We start from the raw sequence: 24,712 nt of genomic DNA, 5'->3' as shown, positions 1-24,712 counted from the left end.
TTGGTAGTGTGCAGCCCATGACCCTTTCATCCCGTTCGATAGCATGGTTTCGTGTTATCAGCCTCGCTATGGCGGCCTTTATTTTTAATACCGCTGAATTTACGCCCGTTGCCTTGTTGTCCGATATTGCCGTCAGTTTTTCGATGAGCGCCGCACAGGTCGGGTTGATTATCACGATTTATGCCTGGGTTGTGGGCACCATGTCGTTGCCTTTTATGCTGGTGTGCAGCGATATGGAACGGCGGGGATTGCTGATCAAGGTATTTATCCTGTTTGCCGTGTGTAACATTATTTCCGGTCTGGCCTGGAATTTCTCGGTGCTGGTGGCGGCGCGTATCGGCGTGGCGCTGGCGCATGCCATCTTCTGGTCGATCACGGCCTCGTTGGCGGTGCGTCTGGCACCTCCGGGCAAGAAAGCGCAGGCGCTGAGCCTGCTGGCAACCGGCACTGCGCTGGCAATGGTGCTGGGCCTGCCGCTCGGTCGTCTGATCGGGCAATACATGGGGTGGCGTGTCACCTTTAGCGGCATTGGCGTGGTGGCCTTCGCGATTCTGCTGGTGTTGATGAAGCTGTTGCCGCCATTGCCCAGCAGTCACTCTGGCTCGCTGAAAAGTCTGCCATTGTTGCTCAAACGTCCGGCGCTGCTGTGCATTTATGCGCTGACGGTGCTGGTGGTGACGGCCCATTTTACCGCTTACAGCTATATCGAACCTTTCGTGCAGCGGGTTGCCGGATTAAGCGAAAACTTCACCACCGTACTGCTGCTGATTTTTGGCGGTGCCGGTATCATTGGCAGCATGCTTTTCAGTCGCTACAGCAACCGCTATCCAGCGGGATTTCTGGTGGCCAGCATCGCGGCGTTGCCGTTGTGCATGGCGCTGTTGCTGCCGATGGCAAAAAACCCATTGGGATTGTCCATCGTCTGCGTGCTGTGGGGCATCGTCATCATGGCGCTGAGCCTCGGCATGCAGGTAAAAGTCCTGGCGCTGGCCTCGGATGCCACGGATGTTGCCATGGCACTGTTCTCTGGCATCTATAATGTGGGTATCGGCGGCGGTGCGCTGCTGGGTAATCAGATCATTACGCATGTTGGCATGAACGAGATTGGTGTCGTCGGGGCTGCGCTGGGCGGCGTTGCGCTGCTGTGGTGCCTGTTCATTTTTCGGCGCTATGCGCTGGTGTTTAGCCATGCTGTAATGAAGTAATGTCATGATCGGATAAGATGCTTTGTTGAGGCGAGGTGCGTGATGGATTCGCAGTATGCGCGTTTGGTAACGCGCGCCGCAGTGGTTGCGACAACCGTGGCGCTGTTGTTATTTATCATTAAAGTCTTCGCCTGGTGGTACACCGGCTCGGTCAGTTTACTGGCCTCGTTGGTGGATTCACTGGTGGATATCAGCGCGTCGCTGGTGAACCTGCTGGCCGTACGTTATGCCCTTCAACCCGCTGACGATGAGCATGCTTTCGGTCATGGCAAAGCAGAGTCTCTGGCCGCCATTGCGCAGAGCATGTTCATTGCCGGTTCCGCGTTGTTCCTGATTCTAACCGGGTTCCAACGGCTGAGTGCGCCGCAACCGCTGTACGCCCCAGAGGTGGGGATTGTCATCACGGTGATTGCTCTGGTGTCAACGCTGCTGCTGGTGGCTTTTCAACGTTGGGTAGTACGCAAGACGCAGAGTCAGGCGATACGCGCCGATTCGTTGCACTACCAGTCCGATGTATTTATGAACGGTGCCATTCTGGTGGCGCTGGTTTTAAGCTGGCGCGGCATCACCTACGCCGATGCCCTGTTTGCGTTGGGGATCGGGGTTTATATTCTCTACAGCGCGCTGCGCATCGGCTATGACGCGGTGCAATCGTTGCTGGATCGCGCGTTGCCAGAAGAGGAGCAGCAGGCCATTGTTGCGCTGATTCGCGGCTGGCCGGGCATTCATGGCGCACATCAACTGCGCACCCGCCGCTCAGGGCCGACCCGTTTTATTCAACTGCATCTGGAGATGGATGACACGCTGCCGCTGGTTCGCGCACATGAGGTTGCGGACGCTCTGGAACGGGCGCTGCGTGAGCGCTTTCCCGGTGCCGATATTTTGATTCATCAAGACCCTTCCTCGGCCGTGCCTGAAGAACAGCGCGGACGGATTGAGGTGTGATCCAGCCTGTATTTGTTTGAGAAATGTGATAGAAAATGGATTGTGCGGCATTATTTTGCCTGACCTGAATCAATTCAGCTCAGGACATTTGTTATAATATGCTTAAAAAGGTGAGCGACGATTCGCCAAGGCGATCCGTCAGATAGAAACATCCTGCAAAACTACATCTACAAGTCCAGAGGTTGTCATGATCAAGAAAATCGGAGTATTGACGAGCGGTGGCGATGCGCCAGGCATGAATGCGGCGATTCGCGGCGTAGTACGCGCGGCGCTGACGGAAGGTTTGGAAGTCTACGGTATCTATGATGGCTATCAGGGCTTGTACCAGGATCGCATGGAGCAGTTGGACCGCTACAGCGTGTCTGATGTTATCAATCGCGGCGGCACCTTTTTAGGGTCGGCGCGCTTCCCCGAGTTTCGCGACGATCATGTGCGTGAAGTCGCGGTTCAGAACATGAAAAACCGTGGTCTTGATGCGCTGGTGGTGATCGGCGGTGACGGTTCCTATATGGGTGCCAAACGCCTGACTGAAATGGGCTTCCCGTGTATCGGTCTGCCGGGCACCATCGATAACGATGTGGCGGGCACCGACTACACCATTGGGTATTTCACCGCGCTGGAAACCGTTCTGGAAGCCATCGACCGCTTGCGCGATACCTCTTCTTCTCACCAACGTATTTCCATCGTGGAAGTGATGGGACGCCACTGCGGCGACCTGACGCTGGCTGCGGCAATTGCCGGGGGCTGTGAGTTTATCGTATTGCCGGAAGAAGCGTTTAAACCTGACGATCTGGTGTGTGAAATCAAAGCGGGCATCGCCAAAGGGAAAAAACACGCCATCGTCGCCATCACTGAACACATCTGCGATATCGACGAACTGGCGCGCTATATTGAAAGAGAAACCGGGCGTGAAACGCGCTCAACGGTGCTGGGCCACATTCAGCGCGGCGGTTCTCCGGTCGCCTATGACCGTATTCTGGCGTCGCGTATGGGCGCGTACGCCATTGAACTGCTGCTACAAGGTTACGGCGGTCGCTGTGTTGGCATCCAGAATGAAAAAATGGTGCATCACGATATCATCGATGCCATTGAGAACATGAAACGGCCATTCAAGCTTGATTGGCTGGAAACGGCGAGAAAGCTGTTCTAACGTTAGCATCATGTGGTGTTTAGTCATCAAAGCCATCCCGCCGTATGACGGCAGGGTGGTTTTTTTTCTTGATGCGGCAGTCTGTCGGGAGCGTGTCAGGTTGCTGTCAGGTCGCTGTCGTGTTCGCGGCAGCCGGGTGGGCGTAGGTTGAGGCTGTGTTTCATTCTGTGAAAAAACAGCCATGAGGAAAACAACCATGAATACCAATCCGATCAAAACATTACGCCTTGCCCGTGCCTGGTCTCAGGAACAACTGGCGGAACTCTCTTCTTTAAGTGTCAGAACCGTTCAGCGCATCGAGAATGGTGAGCGTGCCAGCCTGGATACGCTCGGCGCCATTGCCGCGGCGTTTGGCGTGAATGTTACCGAGTTGATGACGGAAGAGAGTGAGCAAACCCTGAGCGGAGAATCGCTTGAGCTGCGCGTTCAGGCAGCAAAACGTCAGGTGCGGCAGGAGAGTCGTTTCTGGCGCTCGCTTGTGGTTTATGTTGTGGTCAATCTGGTGCTGTTTGTGGTGAACCGAATGACATCGCCGGGTTCCCACTGGTTCCTATGGCCGCTGCTGATCTGGGGCGGTTTTCTGGCGCTGAATGCCGTGAAGGTGTTCTGGCTGCGCGATCGTTGGCAGCGCTGGGAGCAGGCGCGTGTACAGCGGGTGCTGCGTAAGCCATAATAGGTCGTACACATTAACGGGTTGGGCTGGCGCACAGCCAGCGTTTATAGAGAGATAATAGAGGTCTTCGCATGACAAAAGTGACCGTTGCCGCAACGCAGATGGCGTGTTCCTGGGATCTGCCCAAGAATGTTGAGAATGCCGAAAAACTGGTGCGACAGGCGCACGCCAAGGGTGCTCAAATAATCCTGATTCAGGAGCTGTTCGCCGCACCTTACTTCTGTATCGATCAGAGTCCTGAGCACTATGCCTTGGCGCAAACGCTGGAAACCAGCCCGCTTATCAAACACTTCTCCGCACTGGCGGCAGAGCTTGAGGTGGTATTGCCGCTCAGCTTCTTTGAGCGCGCCAATAATGCCTACTACAACTCGCTGGTGATGATCGACGCCGACGGCAGCGTGCTGGATGTGTACCGTAAAACCCACATCCCCAATGGCCCGGCGTATCAGGAAAAGCAGTTCTTTATCCCTGGCGACACTGGCTTCAAGGTGTGGCAAACCCGTTACGCCAAGGTCGGCGTGGGCATCTGCTGGGACCAGTGGTTCCCGGAAACCGCGCGCAGCCTGGCGTTGCAGGGCGCAGAGTTGATTTTCTACCCTACCGCGATCGGTTCTGAACCGGCTTACCCGGATATCGACAGCCAGCCGCACTGGACGCGGGTGCAGCAGGGCCACGCGGCCGCCAATCTGGTGCCGGTGATTGCCTCTAACCGTATTGGGACTGAAGCGAGCAAATATATCGATGGGCTGGAAATGACCTTCTACGGTTCCTCTTTCATTGCCGATCAAACCGGTGCGCTGTTGGCGCAGGCGAACAAAACGGATGAAGCCGTGCTGCTGCACACCTTCGATCTGGAAGCGATCGCCGCGCAACGCGCCAGTTGGGGGCTGTTCCGCGACCGTCGTCCGGAGATGTACACGGCGCTCGGCACCTCTGACGGCAAGACCCGGAGATAATCGATGTCACCTTCGACTCTCACTTCAACGCCGCGTCAGGATGGCTTTTTTATGCCCGCCGAGTGGGCACCGCATGATGCGGTGTGGATGATTTGGCCCTATCGCTTGGATAACTGGCGCAATAACGCCTTGCCTGCGCAGCAGACGTTTGCCGCGGTAGCACAGGCGATTGGTCAAAAGACGTCGGTGATCATGGCTGTGCCAGCGCAGCAGATGGCGCAGGCGCGTAGCCTGATGCCTGCAACGGTGACGCTGGTTGCGATGGAAAGCGATGACGCCTGGATGCGTGATACCGGCCCGACCGTGGTGCTAAACGGTAACGGTGAGCGCCGGGGTATCGACTGGAAATTTAACGCCTGGGGCGGTGAACTGGGCGGGTTATACGACGACTGGCGACAGGATGAACAGGTGGCGCAGCAGGTGCTGGCGCACCACGGCGATGCTCGCTATGCGGCACCGCTGATTCTGGAAGGCGGCTCTATTCACGTTGACGGTGAAGGCACGCTGTTGACCACGGCAGAATGCTTGTTAAACCCGAACCGCAATCCTCATCTGAGCAAGGCTGAGATTGAGCAGTTGATGCGTGATTACCTCAATATTTCCACCGTCATCTGGTTGGAAGAGGGGGTGTACAACGACGAAACTGACGGTCACATCGATAACATGTGCTGCTTTGTACGTCCCGGTGAAGTGGCGCTGCACTGGACGGATGACGAAAACGATCCGCAGTATGCGCGCTCCATCGCGGCGTATCAGGTCTTGTCCCAAGCCCGGGATGCGCAAGGGCGTGCTCTGAAGATCTGGAAGCTGCCTGCGCCGGGTCCGCTTTATGCCACGGAAGAGGAAGCGGTGGGCGTTGCTTCGGGTGATGCGATTGAACGTTTAGCCGGTTCGCGTCTGGCGGGTTCTTACGTGAATTTTCTGATCAGCAATCAGCAAATTATCTTCCCGTTGTTGGATGCGCGTACCGATAATACGGCGCGTGATCTGCTGCAACAGATGTTCCCGGATTACGCCATTGTGGGCGTGCCTGCGCGCGAAATTCTGTTAGGTGGTGGCAACATTCACTGCATTACTCAGCAGATCCCGTCAGTTCGTTAAGCCGGTTTTTCTATCAGCAAAAAGGCTCCGATAACAACCGGAGCCTTTTTCTTATCTGACAGTGACCTATTTGGTCGGTTCTTTATCCAGATTATCCGCAGGCAGTTCACCAGGCAGATAGCCGGGCAGTCGGCCTGCCGGGATAATCGCCATCATGGACAGGAAGGCCATGATCAGCAGACCAAACTTCAGTGCCTTCAGGCGTGATTCCTCATTAACGCGCACCGCTTCGGCCACTTGCTCCGGCGTTGCCGTGGTTTGCGACAGCACGGTGAGCAGACGGTCATTGCTGATAAAGTTAATATTATCCAGATTCACCTGCGCCTGAATTTCAGGGGTCAGCACCGGGGTTTGCACAATGTTGCGCATCACGCTGGAACTGAGCAATCCGACCAACAGCGCACCGGCCACGGCGGTACCAATCGCATTCGCCAGATTGTTGGTGGTGCCGCGCAGTGAGCCGACGTCACCTGCCAGCTCTTTCGGTGAAGCACTCACCAATACGTTAAACAGCAGGGTGACCAGCGAGCCCTGACCAATGCCGAACGCCACCAGCCCAAACAGCACCGCAAATTCGCTCCAGTTGTTACGCACCACGAAGGCGAGCCACAGCAGCGAAAGGGTACAAATAATAAAGCCATAACGACCAATCTTTTGCGGCGTCAGCTTGTGGTAAAAGCGCACGATAAGCGTTGCGGAGAAGAATACGGATAGGTTGAATGGCATCATGGCGATGGCGGTTGCCAACGGCGTGCTGCCCTGCACAATCTGAATGTAGAGGGGCACGGAAAAATTCAGCATCGCTTCCAGTGCGACCACCGCAAACATGGCGACCACAGCAGCTCGCTCCGTGGGCGAGGTAATCACTTCCAGCGCCAGCAACGGGGTTTTGCCCTTTTCTTTCACGCGTCGAGTCCAGACCACAAAGAGCTGACCGAGTACGATACCCACTACGATCATAAAGGGGGCCGGAGAGAAGCCAAGCAGGTCAAAAGGTGCAGCGTCCCGTACCAGACCCATTCCCCAGCGGTTGAGGTTGTTGAAGCCGAAAGAGAGCAGAATGATGGAGGTTGCCGCCAGTACCACGCCGATAATATCAATGCTGACTTCCGGTCGGCCCTTATCCGCTTTCATGCGAAAGCTGAGAATGAAAATGACGGCGGACAAGACGATCAGCAGACCGAACGCCGGACGCCAACCGATATAGGTACCCAGCACGCCGCCAATTAAAAATGCCGCCACACCCGCACCGGCGCGTGCAGAACCCAGCGTACCGAGCGCGGTGGCTTGTTGTGCTCCGCGATAATTCTCCGCAATCAGTGCCACCAGTGCGGGTACCAACGCTGCTGCCGTCAGGCCGCTGAGGGCCTGTGCACTGATCATGATGGTGGCGTTCGGGCTGAACGTCATCATCACCTGAGCGACACCGAACAGCAGCACGGTGGAGCGAAATATGATCAGTGGGCCAAACCGCTGGTTGAGTTTTGCGCCCAACATAACGAAACCGGCGACGGACAGCGAATAGACAACGATACCCGTTGCAATGGTGGTGGGCGGCACATTGAAGCTGTTCACCATGCCGCCCAGCGCGACGGGGAGCGAGGCGACGTTGAATGACATCAGAATCTGGGCGAGTGCGATGGTGATCATCGGTACCCATGACGCCTTCTCATCTGTCACTGTGTGCGGTGTTGATTGATTCACCATAATGGTTATCCCCTTATTATCCTTGTCTTTTTGTGAGTTTTACGTCGTTAGTGTGGTAGCGATGATCAGCATTTTTCGGTGTAAGGTTCGGAGACGAACATATCCATACCCAGACTGCGGGAGAGAAAGCGTGCGGCCAATTGGCCTTTGACGCTGTTGCCCGCGCCGTCAAGCAAGGGCGCAAAGGTGCCTAAACCGCCCTTACCGGGCGAGACCGTGACGATACCGCCGCCAATGCCGCTCTTGCCGGGGAGGCCAATATCGTAGAGCCAGTCGCCGGATGTCTCATACAGCCCGGCGGTGACCATCACGGCCAGGGCGTAATGGCACACGTCATTGTTGACCACGCGATCGCGGGTGACGGGGTTGACACCACCATCGGCCAGGGTCGCCCCCATCACCGCCAGATCGCGCGCGCTGATGTTCAGTGAGCATTGGCGGGTATACAAATCGACGGCAATGGCCGGATCGCAGCCGAGCCGCCCGTAGCTGTAAAGCAGATTGGCGATACCGCGATTGCGGAAATTGGTCTCACAGGCGGATTGATACACTTCCTCGTTAAGGGTGAGTTCTCTGCCCGCGAAACCGCATAACCCGCTGTAAATGAAATTCCATTTTTCGTCGCTGGTATTGCCGGGGATCAGGCTGGTGGTGGCGATTGCCCCTGGGTTCACCATCGGGTTGGTGCGGGCGTCTGCGGTAAATTCAACGGCCGTGACAGAGTTGAACGGCATACCGGTACTGTTTACGCCCAGCTTTTCGCGCGCGACGCGGGCACCCAGTGCCTGACACACCAGCGCGAAGACGAAGGGTTTCGATACGCTCATGATGGTGAATTCATAATCCACATCACCCACGGCGTGTACAGCACCGTTGGTACCGACCATACAAATGCCGTACAGCGCGGGAGGCACGCGTTCGAGTGCAGGATAAACTTTAGAAACGACGCCCTCGTGGTTCTGCCCAAAACGCTGGTGGGCTTCTTGTATCAATCGCGTAACGGTGTCCTGGTCCGGCAGATGCCCGGTCGAAACATAGGGGCTAAAGGTATTGCTGGGATCGTCAAAGGGCATGGTGATATCTCCGTAATAAACCGCTATTTTCCTTACTTATCAATTTAATAGGGGCATCATTGAGATGCTTCTTCCCTCTATAGAGCGTAGTACAGCGCGGCATGATGATTACGGTTTGATTTGAGACGCATGCGCCTTAGGGTAAAAGACAGGGTTTATATAAAATAATAATTATCAGGTAATTTAAGATATTTAATCCTGTAAATTTGGATTTTTTTTTTAAAAAATAAAAGTTTTAATTTAGCAACGTGAAAAATTCACTGCGAAGTATTTAATTACTGGCGTGAGGCGGGGTAAAGGTTTCAGAAAAAGAGTACAGCGAGGGACGGGGATAAGAGAATAAAACAGCGTATCCGTAACACGGATACGCTGTGGCAGTATTACTGCATTATGCGCGTTTGGCTTCTGCGGCGGCTTTTACGATCACGGCAAAGGCATCGGCTTTCAGTGAAGCGCCACCTACCAGTGCACCGTCGATATCCGGCTGCGTGAAGAGTTCAGCGGCGTTGGCAGCGTTGACCGAACCACCGTACTGAATGATGACCTGATCGGCGACCGCCTTGTCCTGTTTGGCGATATGGTCACGGATAAACTTGTGCACCGCTTGTGCCTGAGCAGGGGTCGCTGATTTGCCGGTACCAATAGCCCATACGGGTTCGTAGGCGATGACAGTGTCGTTGAATGCCGCTGCACCCAAGGTGTTCAATACGGCATCCAACTGACGGGCCACCACGGCTTCGGTTTCGCCAGCTTCGTTTTCGGCTTCGGTTTCACCGATGCACAGCACGGGGATCAGCCCGGCTTCTTTCAACACGCCAAATTTTTTCGCAATGAAGGCATCGCTTTCTTTGTGGTAGGTGCGGCGTTCGGAGTGGCCGATGATGATGTATTTTGCACCGATGTCTTTCAGCATGGTGGCAGAGGTTTCGCCCGTGTAGGCGCCGGACAGGTTAACATCGACGTTCTGTGCGCCGAGGGCAATGCGGCCACCGGCCAATTGATGATTTGCCTGATCCAGATACAGCTCGGGCGGCGCGATGGCGACGTTGCAGCCAGTCACGGTGCTGAGTTCTTTACGCAAACCGGCGATCAGCTCAATAACCATGTGCGTGCTGCCGTTCAGCTTCCAGTTACCCATTACTAATGGATGACGCATCTTTTTTCCTCCGAATAGGGATAGCAAGTAATTTTATTTTTCAGACAGTATAGAGACCAAACCCGCGAGAAGCTCGGATTTTCATCACTCAATGCCAGCGCGATCACGGTTCAGATAGCGTTAGCTTAATCGGTTCAACAGCGAATGTTATCCCTTTTTCCCCATTATCTGCCACTACATATCGCAATGCGCCTTCCGTTTGTTGGTAAAAGCCCTGACGTTTGCCGATATCCAGCAATTCCGTGACTTTCTTGCTGCTTTGTTCCTCTGAGAGCGAGGGGATGAAATGGCGCAGCAGTGCGGCCATATACTGGATAGCCTGCGCGCGGCGTGCGCCGGTTTCAGGATCGCCCGCCAGAGGGTGGTAGGTAAGCTGCATGGTTTTTATTTTGCCGGTGCCTCGCTCCAGGGCGGTTGAGGCATAGAGTTGGGCATTGATTCTGCTCGCAGCCCGCGTCAGCGGTCCGGCGGGCTCGCCGGTATCCACCGCGCGGAATTCACCTATCGGTAATGAGGGGTTGCTGAGGTTATAGCGCGTGCGAAATTGTGGAATAGTCTGGTCGAACGTTGGCGCGTCGGGCAGCAGGTAAGGTGCCACCGTGGCGTCTTTTGACGGCATAAGGGGTTGCGCGTGAACCTCCGGTCCAGACGTCAGTAGAAGCAGGAGTAACGCTGGGGCAACGAGTCGTATAGTCATAGTTCCGCTATTGAAGTGTTACGTTTTCAAGAGAGAGCGTTGCCAGAGCGGGATCGGCGGCACTGACAACGGGCGCTTGTCTGATTAAAGCGGGATTTGGGCGCGATTGTCAAAAGGCACGTGCTGGCACACCCTTGTCGATCCCTTCTGTCAGCAAGAGGTACTCACCTTTCGAATAAAGGCGTCGATGAGAGAATATACAATACCTTTTCTTTGTTAGCGTTATATTACGCATTGTTGTTTATTTGTGGTTGTAGGGTGAATAAATATTATCAACCAAAATGAGAGGTTATTAACAGTATTTAAAATATTCGCAATAATGTATCACGGTATACGTAAGTGGCAATTTCTCTTGATATATAACCCGTTAGCCAGTGTGTAAATTATATCGGTTTCAACATAATAATATAACGTATTGAGGGGAGAGAAATGAGAGTAAAATCAATTCTAACTGCCGCTATTCTTTCGTGCTTTGGGATGACCGCGAATGCGGAGCAAGTCATGGACACGGATGTGGTGGTGGTCGGTGCCGGGGCATCAGGGTCTGCGGCAGCCTATGCATTAACCGAACAGGGCCTGAAGGTTATCAATTTGGAGAAACTTCCGCAGACCGGGGGAACCGGACAATTTTCGGAAGGGATATTTGCCGTCGAAAGTAAAATACAGCGGGAAAATAATCATGTATTTACCCGCGATCAGGCATTTAAGCTCATCATGGATTACAGCCACTGGCGACCAAATGCCAAGCTGGTACGCAATTATATTAATAAATCAGCGGATACCATTGATTGGCTACAAGATCTCGGCGTTCATTTTGAGAAACTGACTTCGAATTATCCCGGCGGTTATTATACCTGGCATATTTATCAGGGCCGTGGGCGCGCGGTGATTGATGTTCTGCAACAGCATTTTGCCGAAAAGGGCGGGAAACTGCTGGTAAAAACGGCAGGCAAACAGCTCATCACCGATGAAAAAGGAAAAGTGGTAGGACTCATGGCCGAAAGTTCTGCCGGTGAAGCCATTCGTATCAATGCCAAAACCGTGGTTATTGCCACGGGTGGTTTCGGCAGCAATAAAGAGATGCTGACCGAGTATACGCGCTTCCCCGATGTGGAAGTGATCGGTATCCCGGGAAAAGTGGGTGACGGCATTAACATGGCCTGGGCGGCAGGCGCGGCAAAAGATGGCCGTGAATTTATCAATATGTCCTATCGTCCGGGGCCGTCAAAAGAGTCCACCACCAACCATTACGCGGCTTCTGCCAAACAGCCCCATTTGTGGCTAAACACCAAAGGCGAACGATTCACCAACGAGGCCAATATTGAGCAGTGGCCTTTTGCTGGCAATGCCCTGGAAAATCAGGGTGGAACCATGTTTGTGCTGTATGACGAGGACACCAAAAACTACATGGTCGATCACGGCATTGATGTTGGCGTAGGCGTGATGGTTCCCGTTGCTACCAAGCTCACCAAACTGGAAGAGCACTTTGCCAAAGGCGAGGCTGCCGGAAAAGCGTTCCGTGCGAATTCCATCAAAGAGCTGGCGCAAAAAACCGGCATGGATTACCAAACGCTGAAAGACAACATTGAGCGTTACAACCAGTTTTGCAACGTCCGCCACGATGAAGATTTCGTGAAAGATGCGCGCTATCTGCGCCCTGTTGCGAAAGCGCCGTTCTATGCGGTGAAGAGCGTAGCAACCTCACTCGGCACCTTGGGCGGCGTGAAGGTGAACGAAAAATTGCAGGCGGTTGATGATAAAAACGTCCCGGTTGCTGGCCTGTACGTAATCGGCAACGATGCCGGGGGCATGTACGGTGACAGTTACGATCTGGTGATGGCGGGCAGCACCGTTGGCTTTGCCATCAACTCGGCGCGCATTGCGGCGGAGAATATTGCGCAAGATCTGGGGGCAAAAAAGCCACAGATCATGAAAGCCAGCGATAAAAAGAGCTAATTGCCTTCCTCCTGTAATGTATTTACAGATTCACTCGGGTTGATTCAGCCTGAGTGAATCAACTGACGGTTGTCATCACGATTAATCCTTTCATAACATTGCTTTCAACAAATGCCTTTAATTTCCCTTTCATCGATTATGTTATGCAACATGTCAACGACGCTATTTACTCTCCTTTATTCCTGCTGTCTTTGGACCTAAAAACGCGCGGGTAAATTAACACTGTGAAATTAACAAAGTGTGGTTTGGTGCGGTAGTAATTCTACACCGGAAGCGGCAAACTGGTGTGCACAACGTTACTCGATATTGACCAATTGAATTTTCACGGTTAATTACCATTTGATGTGCTTATATCGTTCGACAAAACAGGGAAATAATAATGAGACACATTTTCCACCAAATGCCCTGGATATACCCGAAAGATATTGTCGAACTTCGCGAATTATATCAACGGCATGGCACTCTGGTGCATTATAAGAAAGGCACCATCATCAAGAGTCGTGGCGAATCACAGCGGTTATTCTATTTGGTTAACGGGCTCTGTATGTATTATGCCAACTATGTCGAGAATAACCCGATGTCATTCTCACTGGTGTTGCCAGAACGTACTATGGGGGATATCACTTGCATTACCCAACAGCATGTTAATGTCACCACTATCGTGATCCGGGATGCAGATATTCTGGTGGTGCCGCCCGATATTTTACTGGATGCCATGCGGCAGGATGCCGAATTGGCGATAAAAATATGCCGTCACGTTGTAGCCAAGCAGGAGAGCAGCCTGGAGGCGGTCATCACCAACACCAGTTGCGAACCCTCGCAACGCCTCAAAATTTTACTGAAAAGCATGTTATTAGAAAGCGGGATTGAGATTAAAGCCGGTTGGTATGCGGTGCCGCTGACGTTGACCCATGAGGAATATGGTCAGATTATCAACGTGACTCGCGTCACCATTTCCAGAATACTGGCACATTGGCAAAACGAAGGGCTGATATGTCGGGAAAATAAAACGATTGTTGTCCATCATCGGCTGTTTGAGGATGTGTATGACTGGCTCAGTTATTTTCCTGGGAAATGATTTTCCTTATCAAGAATACTCTGCGGTCACACTATTAATGCTGTTGAGTAGGGCCTCGGTGGTAGGATAGCCTATAAGCTATTGCACAATAATGATTGCCCTCTGAATTTTAAACCAGAGTTTGTCTATTGATATTCAGAATATTAAGTTTATAAGGGAAGGGATAACGTTAACTGTAGTAAAATTTGAGTTCCTTAGGTATCAAATCGTTTTTATATAAATAACTTTATTGCAAATTAATGCAATCGAAATGATCTCAACGCTTCTATCTATGCGTTGATAGGTTTTCGTTATAGTCCTAATTCAACTCTATTCTGTAGCAGTAATCATATTATTTCTCCTGATTTTTAGGTTTATACTCTTTTTTCTGTTTATCTCTCTATTTTTATGGGCATTTTTAATGCATGCAGGGTGAATTGAGCAATTCAATTTACCGTTCTACACTCAATTTTGAAATTGACACTTTTGCAAACACATCAAGATATTTATTAGTCAACTAATATATTAATAGGCACGAGGTATTACTATGGCACTTCAGGATGCATACACCCGAATTGGATATATAAATCCTAATGCAACCACTACAAGTCTATACCTTAGACACAGGATTGGTAACGATCCTAACAGAGAGTCGTGGATTTATTACTATGAGCCGAATAATAATGATGTGGTTTCTTTACCAAGACTTCCCATTAGGATTGAACGAAGCGGGGTTGGTAATAGAGACTACTGGTATATGAATGTAGAGACAAATAGGGGGGTATTCAGAATAGCGGATAACTTCTACTGTTCATTTTCAAGCTCTGATCAGAATACAAACAGATGTACAGTTGATATGCCTGCGATGAAATTTAGAATGTATTTTTATAAACCAGATGGTAGTCCTGGTTCATCGGGGTGTACAAAATCTATAACATTTTAAACAGGAGGATGGTATGAGCATCTGGGACCAATTTTATCAACTGAATGTGCTAGAAATTGATTTTAAAGACTCACTCAGCACGAGTGCCGTTATTTATGGTAATGGCCGTAATCAGGTTGCTATTTCTATTCATGTAAGAGTTATGTCATCGGTCACGACTGTTTTGCCGTTGACGGACCAAGAAATATTCGATGCCATTTATCTCTGTAACTACCGTGATGGTTCCAGGTTATCAAGTGATTGGCAACTGTCTAAAACTCCTGGAGATTATGTTGGCGCTGTAAATTATCTGAGTGCCAATAGTGCAGATTCACTGACACCAGGAGATAACTTCCTGACCTGTTATCTGAGCTGTGGAAAAGCAATACCTAGTACTCTGATTTCATTGGGGATAGACATACCGGGGGTCGGTAAGTTTGATACCTCCGAACATGGCACTACTACCCTAAATGGGCCTGGTGGGGGAAGTGGTAGCGTTTTCAAAAACCCTCAAAATATCACCATCTCGTCACTTGAACCTATAGATTATGGTGTTTCATCCAACATAGTAATATCTGATGGTTGGAGCCGTCTCGAGCAAATGAATTTGCTCTCGGATAAGCTGCCTGTCAACCTAAGTTCAGATCATTCCCCTGCTGATGGTAGTGAAGCCGTGTTTAATAAGGGGAAAGCCTATTACCGGTCGCTACGAATATCTTCAAAAGAGGGCTGGCCTTTTGTTCTTAAAATAATTAATGGTAATAGAACGCCGGTACCTGGATATAATGTAGTAACCCGGAGCGGGCAATCAGGTGTTGATATTTTATGTGGTTTCAATACGCGTGATGATAAATTACCCGCGCCTGTACAGGTGTACGATACGAGTATGGTATTTATCGATATGAGCGAGTTTGGTGTAAGGAGCTCAACGTCTGGTGGATTGGCTATATTTGGTAAGAACTCGCAATACAGGCCGACAGAATGGACGTTAAAACTTCCACTTAGTAATGCTGTTTTTAACACCACAATAGATCGTTCAAGTATCGCTATTGCAATGCTTCATGTCAGACATTGTGCTTATTTCTATACCGGCGAAACATGGGGTAGTAAAGGATGGAATAACTCTCCTATACCTGCTCATATTTCTGTCTTCGATCAATTTGGAAATTCTGGTATTATTAGCATTTCAGTAAGTGAAAATAAAGATGAAATAGGGAGATTGATAATCAACGGTGTTTCTGTAGCCAGTTGATGATCGGTTTTGCATGTTTAGGTGCGCTTGAAATATAAATCTCATGTGAAATGATTATTATCAATAAGTGATTTAAACGATGAACAATACATTCTCGTCCCAATCTGGTAACTTTGTCGGTGCGCTGGAAACTCAGGTCGATCCACGTACGGGGCAGTTTATGGTTAATTTCCCATTAGCCAACGTAGTGGGAAATAATCAACTGGGGCCTGAGCTCTCTTTGTCGCTACGTTATTCTCCGTTAAATATGACGGACGCTGGGTTTGGCAGAGGGTTTGGCATTGGTCTGACACAGTTTAATAATCGCAATAACCTCTTGGAACTGAGTGACGGTGAACAATACCGGGTTATGCCTGGCTCAGATATTGTGCGCAACAAGAAGTTAGATAACTTTCGCTTTTCGTATACCAACGGATTTGATGCTGCTGATGGATATACTGTCTTGTGGAAGGAGGGGAAAAAGGAGTTATTAACCATTACTGATGATGGTCAAACGTTCGTGACAACCAGAGTGATTTCGCCCTTGGGACGCACACTGACTTTATTCTGGAATTGGAGTGGACAATATGCCAGGTTGTCCCGTATTGATGATGAGTTCGGAACATTATTACGGGTTGAGTATGGCTATGCTGTCAATATGGTTGTTTGGCCGGGTTCATCCGATGAGTATCAGGTTTTATTTGAGCGGATTAATGATACCTGGCTGAATACACTGCATCGCCAGGTCTCTGGTACGGAAAGCCTGCGCTGGTATTTTGAATACGACTCTGTTGACGGCACGCCAAACCTTTTGCTGACAGGGGTGCGCTATCCTACCGGAATGACGGAAAAAGTGGATTACAGCCTGTTACAGGGTTTGCAATTCCCGGCGAATTCCGGTCTGGGGCGTTTACCTGCGGTACTTTCTCATAGCCGAAGCCCGGGAAGTGGTCAGCCTGATACCCTGACGTACTACAGTTATACGGCCCATAATTTTTTGGGTTACAACGGCAACTTTGGCATCTGGTCGGCAAACAGTGATTATATCTATACCACGCTAACGGATTATACCTATGGTTCAACCCAAACGGTGTCTTACGGCAATGAGAGCATTACTGTCATCCGCACCTACAACAACTATCACCTTCAGGTGAGTGAAGAGACGATGCGGCAAGGCGACCTCTACCGCACGGATTTTGCCTATTATGCAGAGCAAGGCGTTTTTATTGATGGTCAGCCGCCGCAATTCCAGCTTCCCCGTGAAAAAAAGGAAACCTGGACGGATATCAATGGTACGCGCCGGGTACAAACGACGGTGACCACGTTTGATCCAAGCGGTAATCCCACGCGGGAAGTGGCACCCGACGGAACGGAAACTGTAATGACCTGGTTTGCCATGGAGCCCAATGGGTTTGTCCGCTTTATGCAGGACCAGACCGTTATTCCACGCAATACCGCGTATGTGGCTCCCGTCAGGCGCACCCATTACACCTATAAAACCCTGGGGGCGGCCGGACACGTGGTGCAGGATCAGGAGTCAGACTATGCCGACGATGTTCTCCTGAGTCGCCGTGTATACACCTACAATCAGACTCTCGGTAATGCAGAATATGGCCGGATAACGCGGATCACCGATACCCAATATGAAAATGGTGAGGCCTCCTCGGCATTTACCAACAGTCAGTCCTTTACGACCGTGATTACGCAGGGGGTGATGCACCAAACCATCACGTTTACCGGGTATGACGGTTTGCAATTGCTATCAAGCCGTGAACAATCCGTATATTCCGGCCTGCTGTTACGTGATACCAGCCCACAGAATGTGACGGTGCAATACGCCTACGATCGGCTGGGGCGTTCGCTGCGGAGAACGCTGGCACCGGGCACGCCGTATGAAAATACCACCACCTGGTCATATACCCTGGGTGCGAATGGCCCGGAAACGATGGAAACCGATGCCTCGGGTAATCAGGTAAAAACCCAGTTTGACGGCATGGGGCGGGAAATTGATACGCGGCGTCTGGACAGAGACTCGACGCTGCAGTGGTTTACTGTCTCATCGCACAATTATAACGTTTTTGGCGAAACGGACGGTGGCACAGGGAGTGACTGGCTGACCGGAACGTCTGAACGTTTTTCCGTCAATGTTACGGCAACCCACGATGGCTGGGGGGCGGTAAGTGCGCTGGCCTTTACTGATGGCACCAATGAGCTGCAAAACCTCGATATGGTGGGGGTGACCCAGGCCGTATACAGCAGCGGAAACCGCGCTGGCAGCACGTTGCGCACCGGCCTGCTGACTACTGTATTTGACAAACAGAGCTATCTGCCCGTTACGGAGAGCAGGACATCGGTGTCCGGCAGCCCGCAGGGCAGTCGCCACTACGCCTGGGATGGGCTGGGGCGTTTGCGGCTGGAGACGGACGAACTGGGTAACGCAACCGGTCGCACTTATGACGCCTACGATCGGGTGCTGACCCAGACCCTGCCGGACGGCAGCGTGGTGACGCGGACTTATGCGCCCCAGTCTGCAGAAGAGCAGGTGATCGCCATCAGCGTGACCGGTCCGGATGCGGCAGGCAATACGCGAACCTGGCTGCTCGGAAGCCAGGAGTTTGACAGTCTCGGCCGGGTAACCCAACGCCTCAGCGGCGGGCGACTGACCCTGTTTACTTATCAGGGCGCTTCCCCGGTTCCCACTACCGTTACCCAACCCTCCGGCGACCTCATCACGAGCACCACCATTCCTGAACTGGGCAATGCGATCAGCAGTGTTACGGCGGGCGGAGTGAGCCAGACCTTTAGCTATGATAACCGCACGGCCGATTTGCTGAAGGCAAAGGAGGGGGGAACCGAAAACACCAACACCTGGAATCCGTCCGGTAGCCTGAAAAACGAAGCCTTTGCGCGAAATGGGGCCACCCGCACGGCGGCACACACCTACACGCTGGCGGGGCAGCCGGTCACCTATAGCGATATCACCGGCAAGCTGACGCGCTATGAGATGGACGGGTTTGGGCATATCATCACCATTATCGACCCGGCGCTGCAAACCACCATGCAGTACGATGCACTGGGGCGACTGGTGTCTCAGGCGGTGACGGATACCGCGACATCATCGGCGCTGACCACCTCGCTGGGGTACGATGATTTTGGCCGGGAAGTGACGCGCACACTCAGTGACAATAACGGCACAACGATCACTCTGACGCAGACCTGGCTGGAGAACGACCTGCTGGCAACGCGCACGACGGTGCGTAATGGCAGTCAGATACGGGCAGAAGTCTACGATTACGATACGCGCAATCGTCTGGTGAGCTACAGCGCCACGGGCAGCAGCTTGCCGCCGGATGCCTATGGTCATGCCATGTCAGGGCAGACCTACCGTTATGATGCGTTGACCAACCTGACGTCGGTGACGACTACATTGGCAGACGGCACCTCGGATACCGCGACCTATCATTATGCCAATCCGCAAGACCCGACCCAACTGACCTCTGTAACCCATACCCACAGTGGTTTTCCGCCGAGCATTGCGTTGCAATATGATGCGAATGGCCGGATGACGCAAGACGATGCCGGGCGCACGCTGGGATACGATACATTGGGACGTCTGATAGCGGTCAGTGGCACGGGTATCAGCGGCGGTGGCTACGGCTATGACGCGCTGAACCAACTGGTGAGCCAACAGGTGAGCAGCAGCGACAGGCGCCAGTTGTATTACCGTGCGGATGAGCGGGTGAATGAAACGCTGATGCAACAGAGCCGGGAATTGCGGCTGATCAAAGCGGCACATACCTGTCTGGGCGTCAGTGACGGCGCTCGGCTGACGCTGACCGGAAGCGACAGCAAGGATAGCCTGCTGTGGTCGCGGGAGGGCGGGCAGGCGACAGGCAGCCTGCATGTGTGGTCACCGTACGGCAGCGGAGACGTGACTGACCTGCTGCCCGGTTTTAACGGTGAGCGGGTCGATCCGGTGAGTGGCACCTACCACCTCGGTAACGGTTATCGCGCCTACAACCCGGTGCTAATGCGTTTTAACTGCCCGGATAGTCTGAGTCCGTTTGGTGCCGGTGGGATAAACCCCTATGCTTACTGCGCGGGCGATCCGGTGAATTACATGGACCCGTCTGGTCACCTGAGTTGGCAGGCGATCACCGGCATTATTGCCGGGGCGATCGGCATTGGACTGGCGGCGTTTACCGCCGGGGCATCCATTGCGGCAGCGGGTGGGGTAGTTGCGGCCATTAATGCGGCATCAGCGACCTCATTGATTGTGGGTGGGCTGGCCGTGGCGGCAGATGTTACTGCTATTGCCAGCGGTGCGACTGAGGCGGTGAACCCAGAGGCTTCGAGCGTGTTGGGATGGGTGTCGTTGGGGTTGGGTCTTGGTTCACTGGGAGTATTGGGTAGAGGTGCGTACAATTCATTAAGTAAAATAGCTTCAGGGAAATCAAACACTACCGTTCAATTGGGTGGTAAAGTGACTGATTTCCGATTAGTTGATGCTCATGTAGGTATGTTTACCGATGTATATAAAAATGAGCAAAGATTAAATATTTTTTCTCATGGGCAGCATGTCAACACAATGAGGCCAGGACAAAAAACACCTATGGGTTCGTATTTGATAAATAATGGTAAATTACTAAATTCGACAGATTTTGTAGAGCAAACAGTCAAAAGTGGTATTGATTTCTCACAGTATAAATATTTGAGGGTTGTTGCGTGTCATTCAGGTGATGGCGATTCATTATCATTTGCTTCTCAATTAAATATCTTAACGCAAAAACCCGTTAAAGGATATAAAGGCGTTGTGAATGTTGATTTAAGTATCGAGCCAGATTATTATTATTCTATATTTAAAAATAGATACGGAAATCGACCTGATGCATTTATTGAAGAGGTTCTATCTCCGGAGAAGAAGCCATTTAGAGTGCTCAAATTAGGTAAGGGTGTTAATTATAAACCAATCTACTTCGGCTATTAACTGATGAGTTTTATGGTGTGTTATATCTTTAAAGTGAGAGGTTTGACTCTCAAGAAAAATTTTCTCGAGAGCTTTAGGTGACGTTCGCAATAATATATATAATGCATATTATATATGGAAAAAATAACGTCTACTTTCTCACCAATAATGCTCACTGGTAATATGCCCCGGACGACGGCGCAGATGCTTGGTCATTTCCCGTTGTTCTTTCAGGCATTGCTGGGTATCGCGCACCATTTGCGGGTTACCGCACAGCATCACATGGCTGGTTTGCGCATTGAGGGGCAACCCGACCGCATTCTCCAGCGCACCGCTGCTGATAAGCGCCGGAACGCGTCCTGTCAGAGAACCAGCCTGCGTTTCCCGGCTGATGACCGTTTGTATCCGCAGTTTGTCGCCGTAGCGCTGCTGTAGCTGCTGCATTTTGGGCAAGTAGCTAAGGTCAGAGGCAAAGCGTGCCGCATGCACTAACACGATGTGCTGGAAACGCTCCAGGTCCTTCCCTTCCTCTAAAATCGACAGATAAGGGCCGATGGCAGTGCCGGTTGCGAGCATCCACAGCGTGTCGCAGTCAGGGACTTCTTCCAGCACAAAGAAACCTGCCGCGTCTTTGGTGATTTCCAATGGCATTCCGGGTTGCAGAGCGTGCAAATGCGGGCTGAGCTTGCCGTCCGGCACCGTGACCAGATAAAACTCAAGAGTGGGATTACTGGGGGCATTCACGTAGGAATAGGCGCGCTGAATGCGCTCGCCGCCAATTTCCAATCCCAGTTTGGCGTACTGGCCCGCAGTGAACGCGGCAATCGGTGCCTGAACCTGAATGCTGAAAAGGCTGTCCGTCCAATTTGTTACTTGAATAACGTTACCGGTTACCCACTCTGCCATAGTGTTGTGCTCCTGATGTTTTTCGGCCACTCAGGCCATCCCCTGACAAAACGGTGCGTCATGGGAGAGGGCCTTTACGATACGCGATTTTTTAACAGCAGTGAAACAATCAATGCAATATACCCGTCATACTTCAAGTTGCAGGCGTGTTGGCTGCTCTCGTTCACCCGAATCACTTACTTGTGTAAGCTCATCGGGATTAATGAATCTCATCCCTGAGATTCACCCTGCGGGCCAGCGCAAGCGCTGTTCAAATCTGTTCCAGACAGATTTGTCACTCACTTGCCGCCTTCCTGCAACTCGAATTATTTAGGGTATAGACGTTGTGAATTCATGCGATTACAGCAGGAAGTCATGCAACGCCGGATCTTTGCGATCGAGATAGTGTGTAGAGCGAATACGCCGGATAGTGCGTGATTTGCCGCGAATCAGCAGGGTTTCGGTGGTGGCGATGTTACCCCGGCGGGCAATCCCTTCCAACAGATCGCCTTTGGTGATGCCAGTAGCCGAGAAGATCACGTTGTCATTACGCGCCATATCGCTCAGCGTCAGTACGCGTCCGGCTTCAATCCCCATTTCTGCACAACGTTCCAGCTCACGCTCACCCAAACGACGGTTTTCCTCGCTGTCCCCTTTAACCTGATGACGTGCAAGCAGGCGGCCTTGCATATCGCCATCCAGCGCACGGATCACTGCGGCGGAAATCACCCCTTCCGGTGCGCCACCGATGCCATACAGCACATCGACTTCGCTGTCAGGCATACAGGTCAGAATTGAGGCGGCAACATCACCGTCAGGAATGGCAAAGACTTTCACGCCCAGTTGCTGCATTTCGGCAATCACCCCGTCATGGCGCGGTTTCGCCAGTGTGATTACCGTAAGCTGCTGTAATGGTTTACCAATTTTGATGGCGATGTTGCGCAGGTTATCCGCTAACGGCAGTGCCAGGTTGATAGCGCCTTTGGCCTGTGGACCGACGATCAGCTTTTCCATGTACATGTCGGGCGCGTGCAGAAAGGTATCTTTTTCGCCGACCGCCAATACGGCGAGCGCATTGGCTTGCCCCATCGCCGTCATTCGCGTGCCTTCAATCGGGTCGACGGCGATATCCACCGCATCACCCACGCCGGTGCCGACCTGCTCACCGATGTAAAGCATGGGGGCTTCGTCGATTTCGCCTTCACCGATGACAATCTGCCCGTTGATATCAACCTGATTGAGCATGATGCGCATGGCCTGCACCGCCGCGCCATCGGCGGCATTTTTATCGCCACGGCCAAGCCATTTGTAGCCTGCCAGCGCGGCAGCTTCTGTCACGCGGGAAAACTCAATCGCCAATTCACGTTTCATGGATACCTGTCTGTTGAGTAATAGGAATAGGGGGAATTGCGCGCGATTTTACCACACTCGCTGCGGGCGGGAGCAGGATGATATCAAGGGAGTGGAGAATACGCCGCTCTGCTGAGCGGCGTCATGAGTATTAACGGTGTGAAGTGGCGAGTTGTGCTTTTTTCTCACTGCCCGGCGCTTTAACCGTAATGGTCAATACCACCGAGAGCAGCAATGCAACGGCCATAAAGCTATAGGACATGCTCGGGTTGCCGGTAATGCCGTTGAGGTAGCCAACCAGCCAGGCGCCGAGGAATGCGCCCAGTGCGCCAAAGCTGTTGATCAAACCAATCGATACCCCAGAAACGTTTTTAGGCAACAGCTCAGGAATCAGGGCGAAGAACGGGCCATAGGGTGCATACATGCAGGCAGCTGCAACCACCAACAGCGCATAAGACACCCAGAAGTGCTGGGTACCAATGGCGTAAGAGGTGAAGAAGGCTAACGATGCGATCAACAGCAGAGGCCAGATAAAGAGCTTGCGGTTCTGCATTTTGTCCGATAGCCAGGAGACCGTCAGCATCAGCACGATGGCAGCAAAGTAAGGCAGTGCCGAGAGCCAGCCGACGGAAACGATATCCAGAGAGGCGGCAGATTTGAGGATCGACGGCATCCACATCATAAAGCCGTAAACCCCGATGCTCCAGAAGGCATGCACGGCACACAGAATAATCACGTTGCGTGAACGCAAGGCTTCACCGTAGTTGCGTACCGGCTTGATGTTCTTTTGTTCGGCATCCATCACCGCCTGGAAATCCGCCTTTTCCTGAGCACTCATCCAGGTGACTTCAGACGGCTTATCGCGTACCAGGAACCACCAGATAAACGCCCAGATAATCGCCGGCGCACCTTCGATAATGAACATTTCGCGCCAGCCGAACGCATTGATCAGGTAGCCGGAGACGATGGACATCCACAGCACGGTGACCGGATTGCCCAATACCAGGAAGGTGTTGGCGCGCGAGCGTTCCTCTTTGGTAAACCAGGTGCTGATGTAAATCAGCATGGAGGGCATCACCGCCGCTTCTACCACGCCGAGGATGAAACGGATCACCATCAGCATCGGAATATTATTGACCAACCCGGTGGCGGCAGCACACAACCCCCACAAGATCAGGCTGACAAAAATCAGTTTGCGCACGCTGCGTTTGACGGCGTAAATGGAACCCGGTACTTGAAAGAAGAAATAGCCGAGAAAGAACAACGCGCCAATCAGTGAAGATGTTCCCTTGCTGATGCCCAAATCCACCTCAATACCTGATGCGGCCGCGAAACCATAGTTGGCACGATCGAGATAGGCGAGGCTGTAGGTAATAAAAATGATGGGCATTAAATACCACCAACGCTGAACAGCTAATTTTTTAGTCGTCATCATGGTTACCTGTTTATTTTGCATTGTTATCATCTGCATCTTAGCGTGCAGCAGGATAATGTTGAAAAACATTCCTGGATGCCAAATCAAATGATAAGGCACATAATGTTATGTAAAAGGATTTATGTGATGCGTATTATTAACCCGCATCATCTTGCATTGAGATCTATTTTAGAAATAGGTGCTCCGAATGAATATTAATTAATCAATGGCAATATAACTGTTGCCGATACTTATTTTGTACTTCTCT

Annotated in this window: 17 protein-coding genes; 10 read left to right on the top strand and 7 right to left on the bottom strand. The window is 51.8% G+C overall.

The features are described from left to right. The first annotated feature begins 17 nt into the window (after window positions 1–17). The 6 genes from J5069_RS17835 to aguA all read left to right on the top strand — a co-directional run bounded on the left by J5069_RS17835 (window position 18) and on the right by aguA (window position 6,030). On the top strand, window positions 18–1,205 hold the full coding sequence (locus J5069_RS17835) for a sugar transporter (protein ID WP_264645138.1): 1,188 nt from the start codon (window positions 18–20) through the stop codon (window positions 1,203–1,205). A gap of 42 nt (window positions 1,206–1,247) precedes the next feature. Beyond that, the gene (gene fieF / locus J5069_RS17830; RefSeq protein WP_264628697.1) at window positions 1,248–2,150 is read left to right on the top strand and encodes a CDF family cation-efflux transporter FieF; all 903 of its coding nucleotides are present in this window, start codon (window positions 1,248–1,250) and stop codon (window positions 2,148–2,150) included. A gap of 187 nt (window positions 2,151–2,337) precedes the next feature. Continuing rightward, window positions 2,338–3,300, top strand: coding sequence for a 6-phosphofructokinase (gene pfkA / locus J5069_RS17825; RefSeq protein WP_264645137.1), 963 nt, complete (start codon window positions 2,338–2,340; stop codon window positions 3,298–3,300). Window positions 3,301–3,496: 196 nt separating this feature from the next. Continuing rightward, window positions 3,497–3,973, top strand: a complete 477-nt coding sequence (locus J5069_RS17820) for a 2TM domain-containing protein (RefSeq protein WP_264645136.1) — start codon at window positions 3,497–3,499, stop codon at window positions 3,971–3,973. Between the two features lie 71 nt (window positions 3,974–4,044). Further along, window positions 4,045–4,929 carry an N-carbamoylputrescine amidase gene (gene aguB, locus J5069_RS17815; protein WP_264645135.1) on the top strand — a complete coding sequence of 295 codons (885 nt, stop codon included), beginning with the start codon at window positions 4,045–4,047 and terminating at the stop codon, window positions 4,927–4,929. Between the two features lie 3 nt (window positions 4,930–4,932). Then, window positions 4,933–6,030 carry an agmatine deiminase gene (aguA, locus tag J5069_RS17810; RefSeq protein WP_264645134.1) on the top strand — a complete coding sequence of 366 codons (1,098 nt, stop codon included), beginning with the start codon at window positions 4,933–4,935 and terminating at the stop codon, window positions 6,028–6,030. 66 nt (window positions 6,031–6,096) lie between these two features. Here the strand turns inward: aguA and J5069_RS17805 are convergent, their stop codons facing one another. The 4 genes from J5069_RS17805 to J5069_RS17790 form a co-directional block, all read right to left on the bottom strand. Further along, on the bottom strand, window positions 6,097–7,737 hold the full coding sequence (locus J5069_RS17805) for an MFS transporter (RefSeq protein WP_264645133.1): 1,641 nt from the start codon (window positions 7,735–7,737) through the stop codon (window positions 6,097–6,099). Between the two features lie 65 nt (window positions 7,738–7,802). Further along, window positions 7,803–8,810, bottom strand: a complete 1,008-nt coding sequence (gene glsA / locus J5069_RS17800) for a glutaminase A (protein WP_264645132.1) — start codon at window positions 8,808–8,810, stop codon at window positions 7,803–7,805. 388 nt (window positions 8,811–9,198) lie between these two features. Continuing rightward, window positions 9,199–9,966 (bottom strand): triose-phosphate isomerase, encoded by a 768-nt coding sequence (tpiA, locus tag J5069_RS17795; protein ID WP_264645131.1) that lies wholly within the window; start codon window positions 9,964–9,966, stop codon window positions 9,199–9,201. Window positions 9,967–10,069: 103 nt separating this feature from the next. After that, on the bottom strand, window positions 10,070–10,663 hold the full coding sequence (locus J5069_RS17790) for a YiiQ family protein (RefSeq protein WP_264645130.1): 594 nt from the start codon (window positions 10,661–10,663) through the stop codon (window positions 10,070–10,072). A gap of 501 nt (window positions 10,664–11,164) precedes the next feature. Between J5069_RS17790 and J5069_RS17785 the strand changes: the two genes are divergently transcribed. The 4 genes from J5069_RS17785 (at window position 11,165) to J5069_RS17770 (ending at window position 20,816) form a co-directional block, all read left to right on the top strand. Further along, window positions 11,165–12,619 carry an FAD-dependent oxidoreductase gene (locus J5069_RS17785; protein WP_264645129.1) on the top strand — a complete coding sequence of 485 codons (1,455 nt, stop codon included), beginning with the start codon at window positions 11,165–11,167 and terminating at the stop codon, window positions 12,617–12,619. 379 nt (window positions 12,620–12,998) lie between these two features. After that, the gene (locus tag J5069_RS17780) at window positions 12,999–13,697 is read left to right on the top strand and encodes a Crp/Fnr family transcriptional regulator (protein ID WP_264645128.1); all 699 of its coding nucleotides are present in this window, start codon (window positions 12,999–13,001) and stop codon (window positions 13,695–13,697) included. A 935-nt stretch (window positions 13,698–14,632) separates the two neighbouring features. Further along, entirely contained in the window at window positions 14,633–15,850 is a 1,218-nt protein-coding gene (locus tag J5069_RS17775) for a hypothetical protein (protein ID WP_264645127.1), read from the top strand. A gap of 79 nt (window positions 15,851–15,929) precedes the next feature. Then, entirely contained in the window at window positions 15,930–20,816 is a 4,887-nt protein-coding gene (locus J5069_RS17770) for an RHS repeat-associated core domain-containing protein (protein ID WP_264645126.1), read from the top strand. A gap of 138 nt (window positions 20,817–20,954) precedes the next feature. Here J5069_RS17770 and fpr read toward each other — a convergent pair whose 3' ends face one another. The 3 genes from fpr to J5069_RS17755 form a co-directional block, all read right to left on the bottom strand. Next, window positions 20,955–21,701, bottom strand: coding sequence for a ferredoxin--NADP(+) reductase (fpr, locus tag J5069_RS17765; protein ID WP_264645125.1), 747 nt, complete (start codon window positions 21,699–21,701; stop codon window positions 20,955–20,957). Between the two features lie 339 nt (window positions 21,702–22,040). Next, window positions 22,041–23,051 (bottom strand): class II fructose-bisphosphatase, encoded by a 1,011-nt coding sequence (gene glpX, locus J5069_RS17760; protein ID WP_264626479.1) that lies wholly within the window; start codon window positions 23,049–23,051, stop codon window positions 22,041–22,043. A 130-nt stretch (window positions 23,052–23,181) separates the two neighbouring features. Continuing rightward, the gene (locus J5069_RS17755) at window positions 23,182–24,465 is read right to left on the bottom strand and encodes an MFS transporter (RefSeq protein WP_264645124.1); all 1,284 of its coding nucleotides are present in this window, start codon (window positions 24,463–24,465) and stop codon (window positions 23,182–23,184) included. Window positions 24,466–24,712: the final 247 nt, after the last annotated feature.

This window comes from Candidatus Symbiopectobacterium sp. NZEC127 (assembly GCF_025962675.1).
In the GTDB taxonomy this organism is placed as follows: domain Bacteria; phylum Pseudomonadota; class Gammaproteobacteria; order Enterobacterales; family Enterobacteriaceae; genus Symbiopectobacterium.
This window is presented reverse-complemented; position numbering and strand designations above follow the sequence as displayed.

Excerpts from the sequence above, each read along its gene's own strand:
- pfkA (WP_264645137.1), top strand. The coding sequence starts at position 2,338 with ATGATCAAGAAAATCGGAGTATTGACGAGCGGTGGCGATGCGCCAGGC.
- J5069_RS17820 (WP_264645136.1), top strand. The coding sequence starts at position 3,497 with ATGAATACCAATCCGATCAAAACATTACGCCTTGCCCGTGCCTGGTCT.
- J5069_RS17805 (WP_264645133.1), bottom strand. The coding sequence starts at position 7,737 with ATGGTGAATCAATCAACACCGCACACAGTGACAGATGAGAAGGCGTCA.
- J5069_RS17755 (WP_264645124.1), bottom strand. The coding sequence starts at position 24,465 with ATGATGACGACTAAAAAATTAGCTGTTCAGCGTTGGTGGTATTTAATG.
- fpr (WP_264645125.1), bottom strand. The coding sequence starts at position 21,701 with ATGGCAGAGTGGGTAACCGGTAACGTTATTCAAGTAACAAATTGGACG.
- tpiA (WP_264645131.1), bottom strand. The coding sequence starts at position 9,966 with ATGCGTCATCCATTAGTAATGGGTAACTGGAAGCTGAACGGCAGCACG.
- glpX (WP_264626479.1), bottom strand. The coding sequence starts at position 23,051 with ATGAAACGTGAATTGGCGATTGAGTTTTCCCGCGTGACAGAAGCTGCC.
- J5069_RS17775 (WP_264645127.1), top strand. The coding sequence starts at position 14,633 with ATGAGCATCTGGGACCAATTTTATCAACTGAATGTGCTAGAAATTGAT.
- fieF (WP_264628697.1), top strand. The coding sequence starts at position 1,248 with ATGGATTCGCAGTATGCGCGTTTGGTAACGCGCGCCGCAGTGGTTGCG.
- aguA (WP_264645134.1), top strand. The coding sequence starts at position 4,933 with ATGTCACCTTCGACTCTCACTTCAACGCCGCGTCAGGATGGCTTTTTT.
- glsA (WP_264645132.1), bottom strand. The coding sequence starts at position 8,810 with ATGCCCTTTGACGATCCCAGCAATACCTTTAGCCCCTATGTTTCGACC.
- J5069_RS17770 (WP_264645126.1), top strand. The coding sequence starts at position 15,930 with ATGAACAATACATTCTCGTCCCAATCTGGTAACTTTGTCGGTGCGCTG.
- J5069_RS17790 (WP_264645130.1), bottom strand. The coding sequence starts at position 10,663 with ATGACTATACGACTCGTTGCCCCAGCGTTACTCCTGCTTCTACTGACG.
- J5069_RS17835 (WP_264645138.1), top strand. The coding sequence starts at position 18 with ATGACCCTTTCATCCCGTTCGATAGCATGGTTTCGTGTTATCAGCCTC.
- J5069_RS17780 (WP_264645128.1), top strand. The coding sequence starts at position 12,999 with ATGAGACACATTTTCCACCAAATGCCCTGGATATACCCGAAAGATATT.
- J5069_RS17785 (WP_264645129.1), top strand. The coding sequence starts at position 11,165 with ATGGACACGGATGTGGTGGTGGTCGGTGCCGGGGCATCAGGGTCTGCG.
- aguB (WP_264645135.1), top strand. The coding sequence starts at position 4,045 with ATGACAAAAGTGACCGTTGCCGCAACGCAGATGGCGTGTTCCTGGGAT.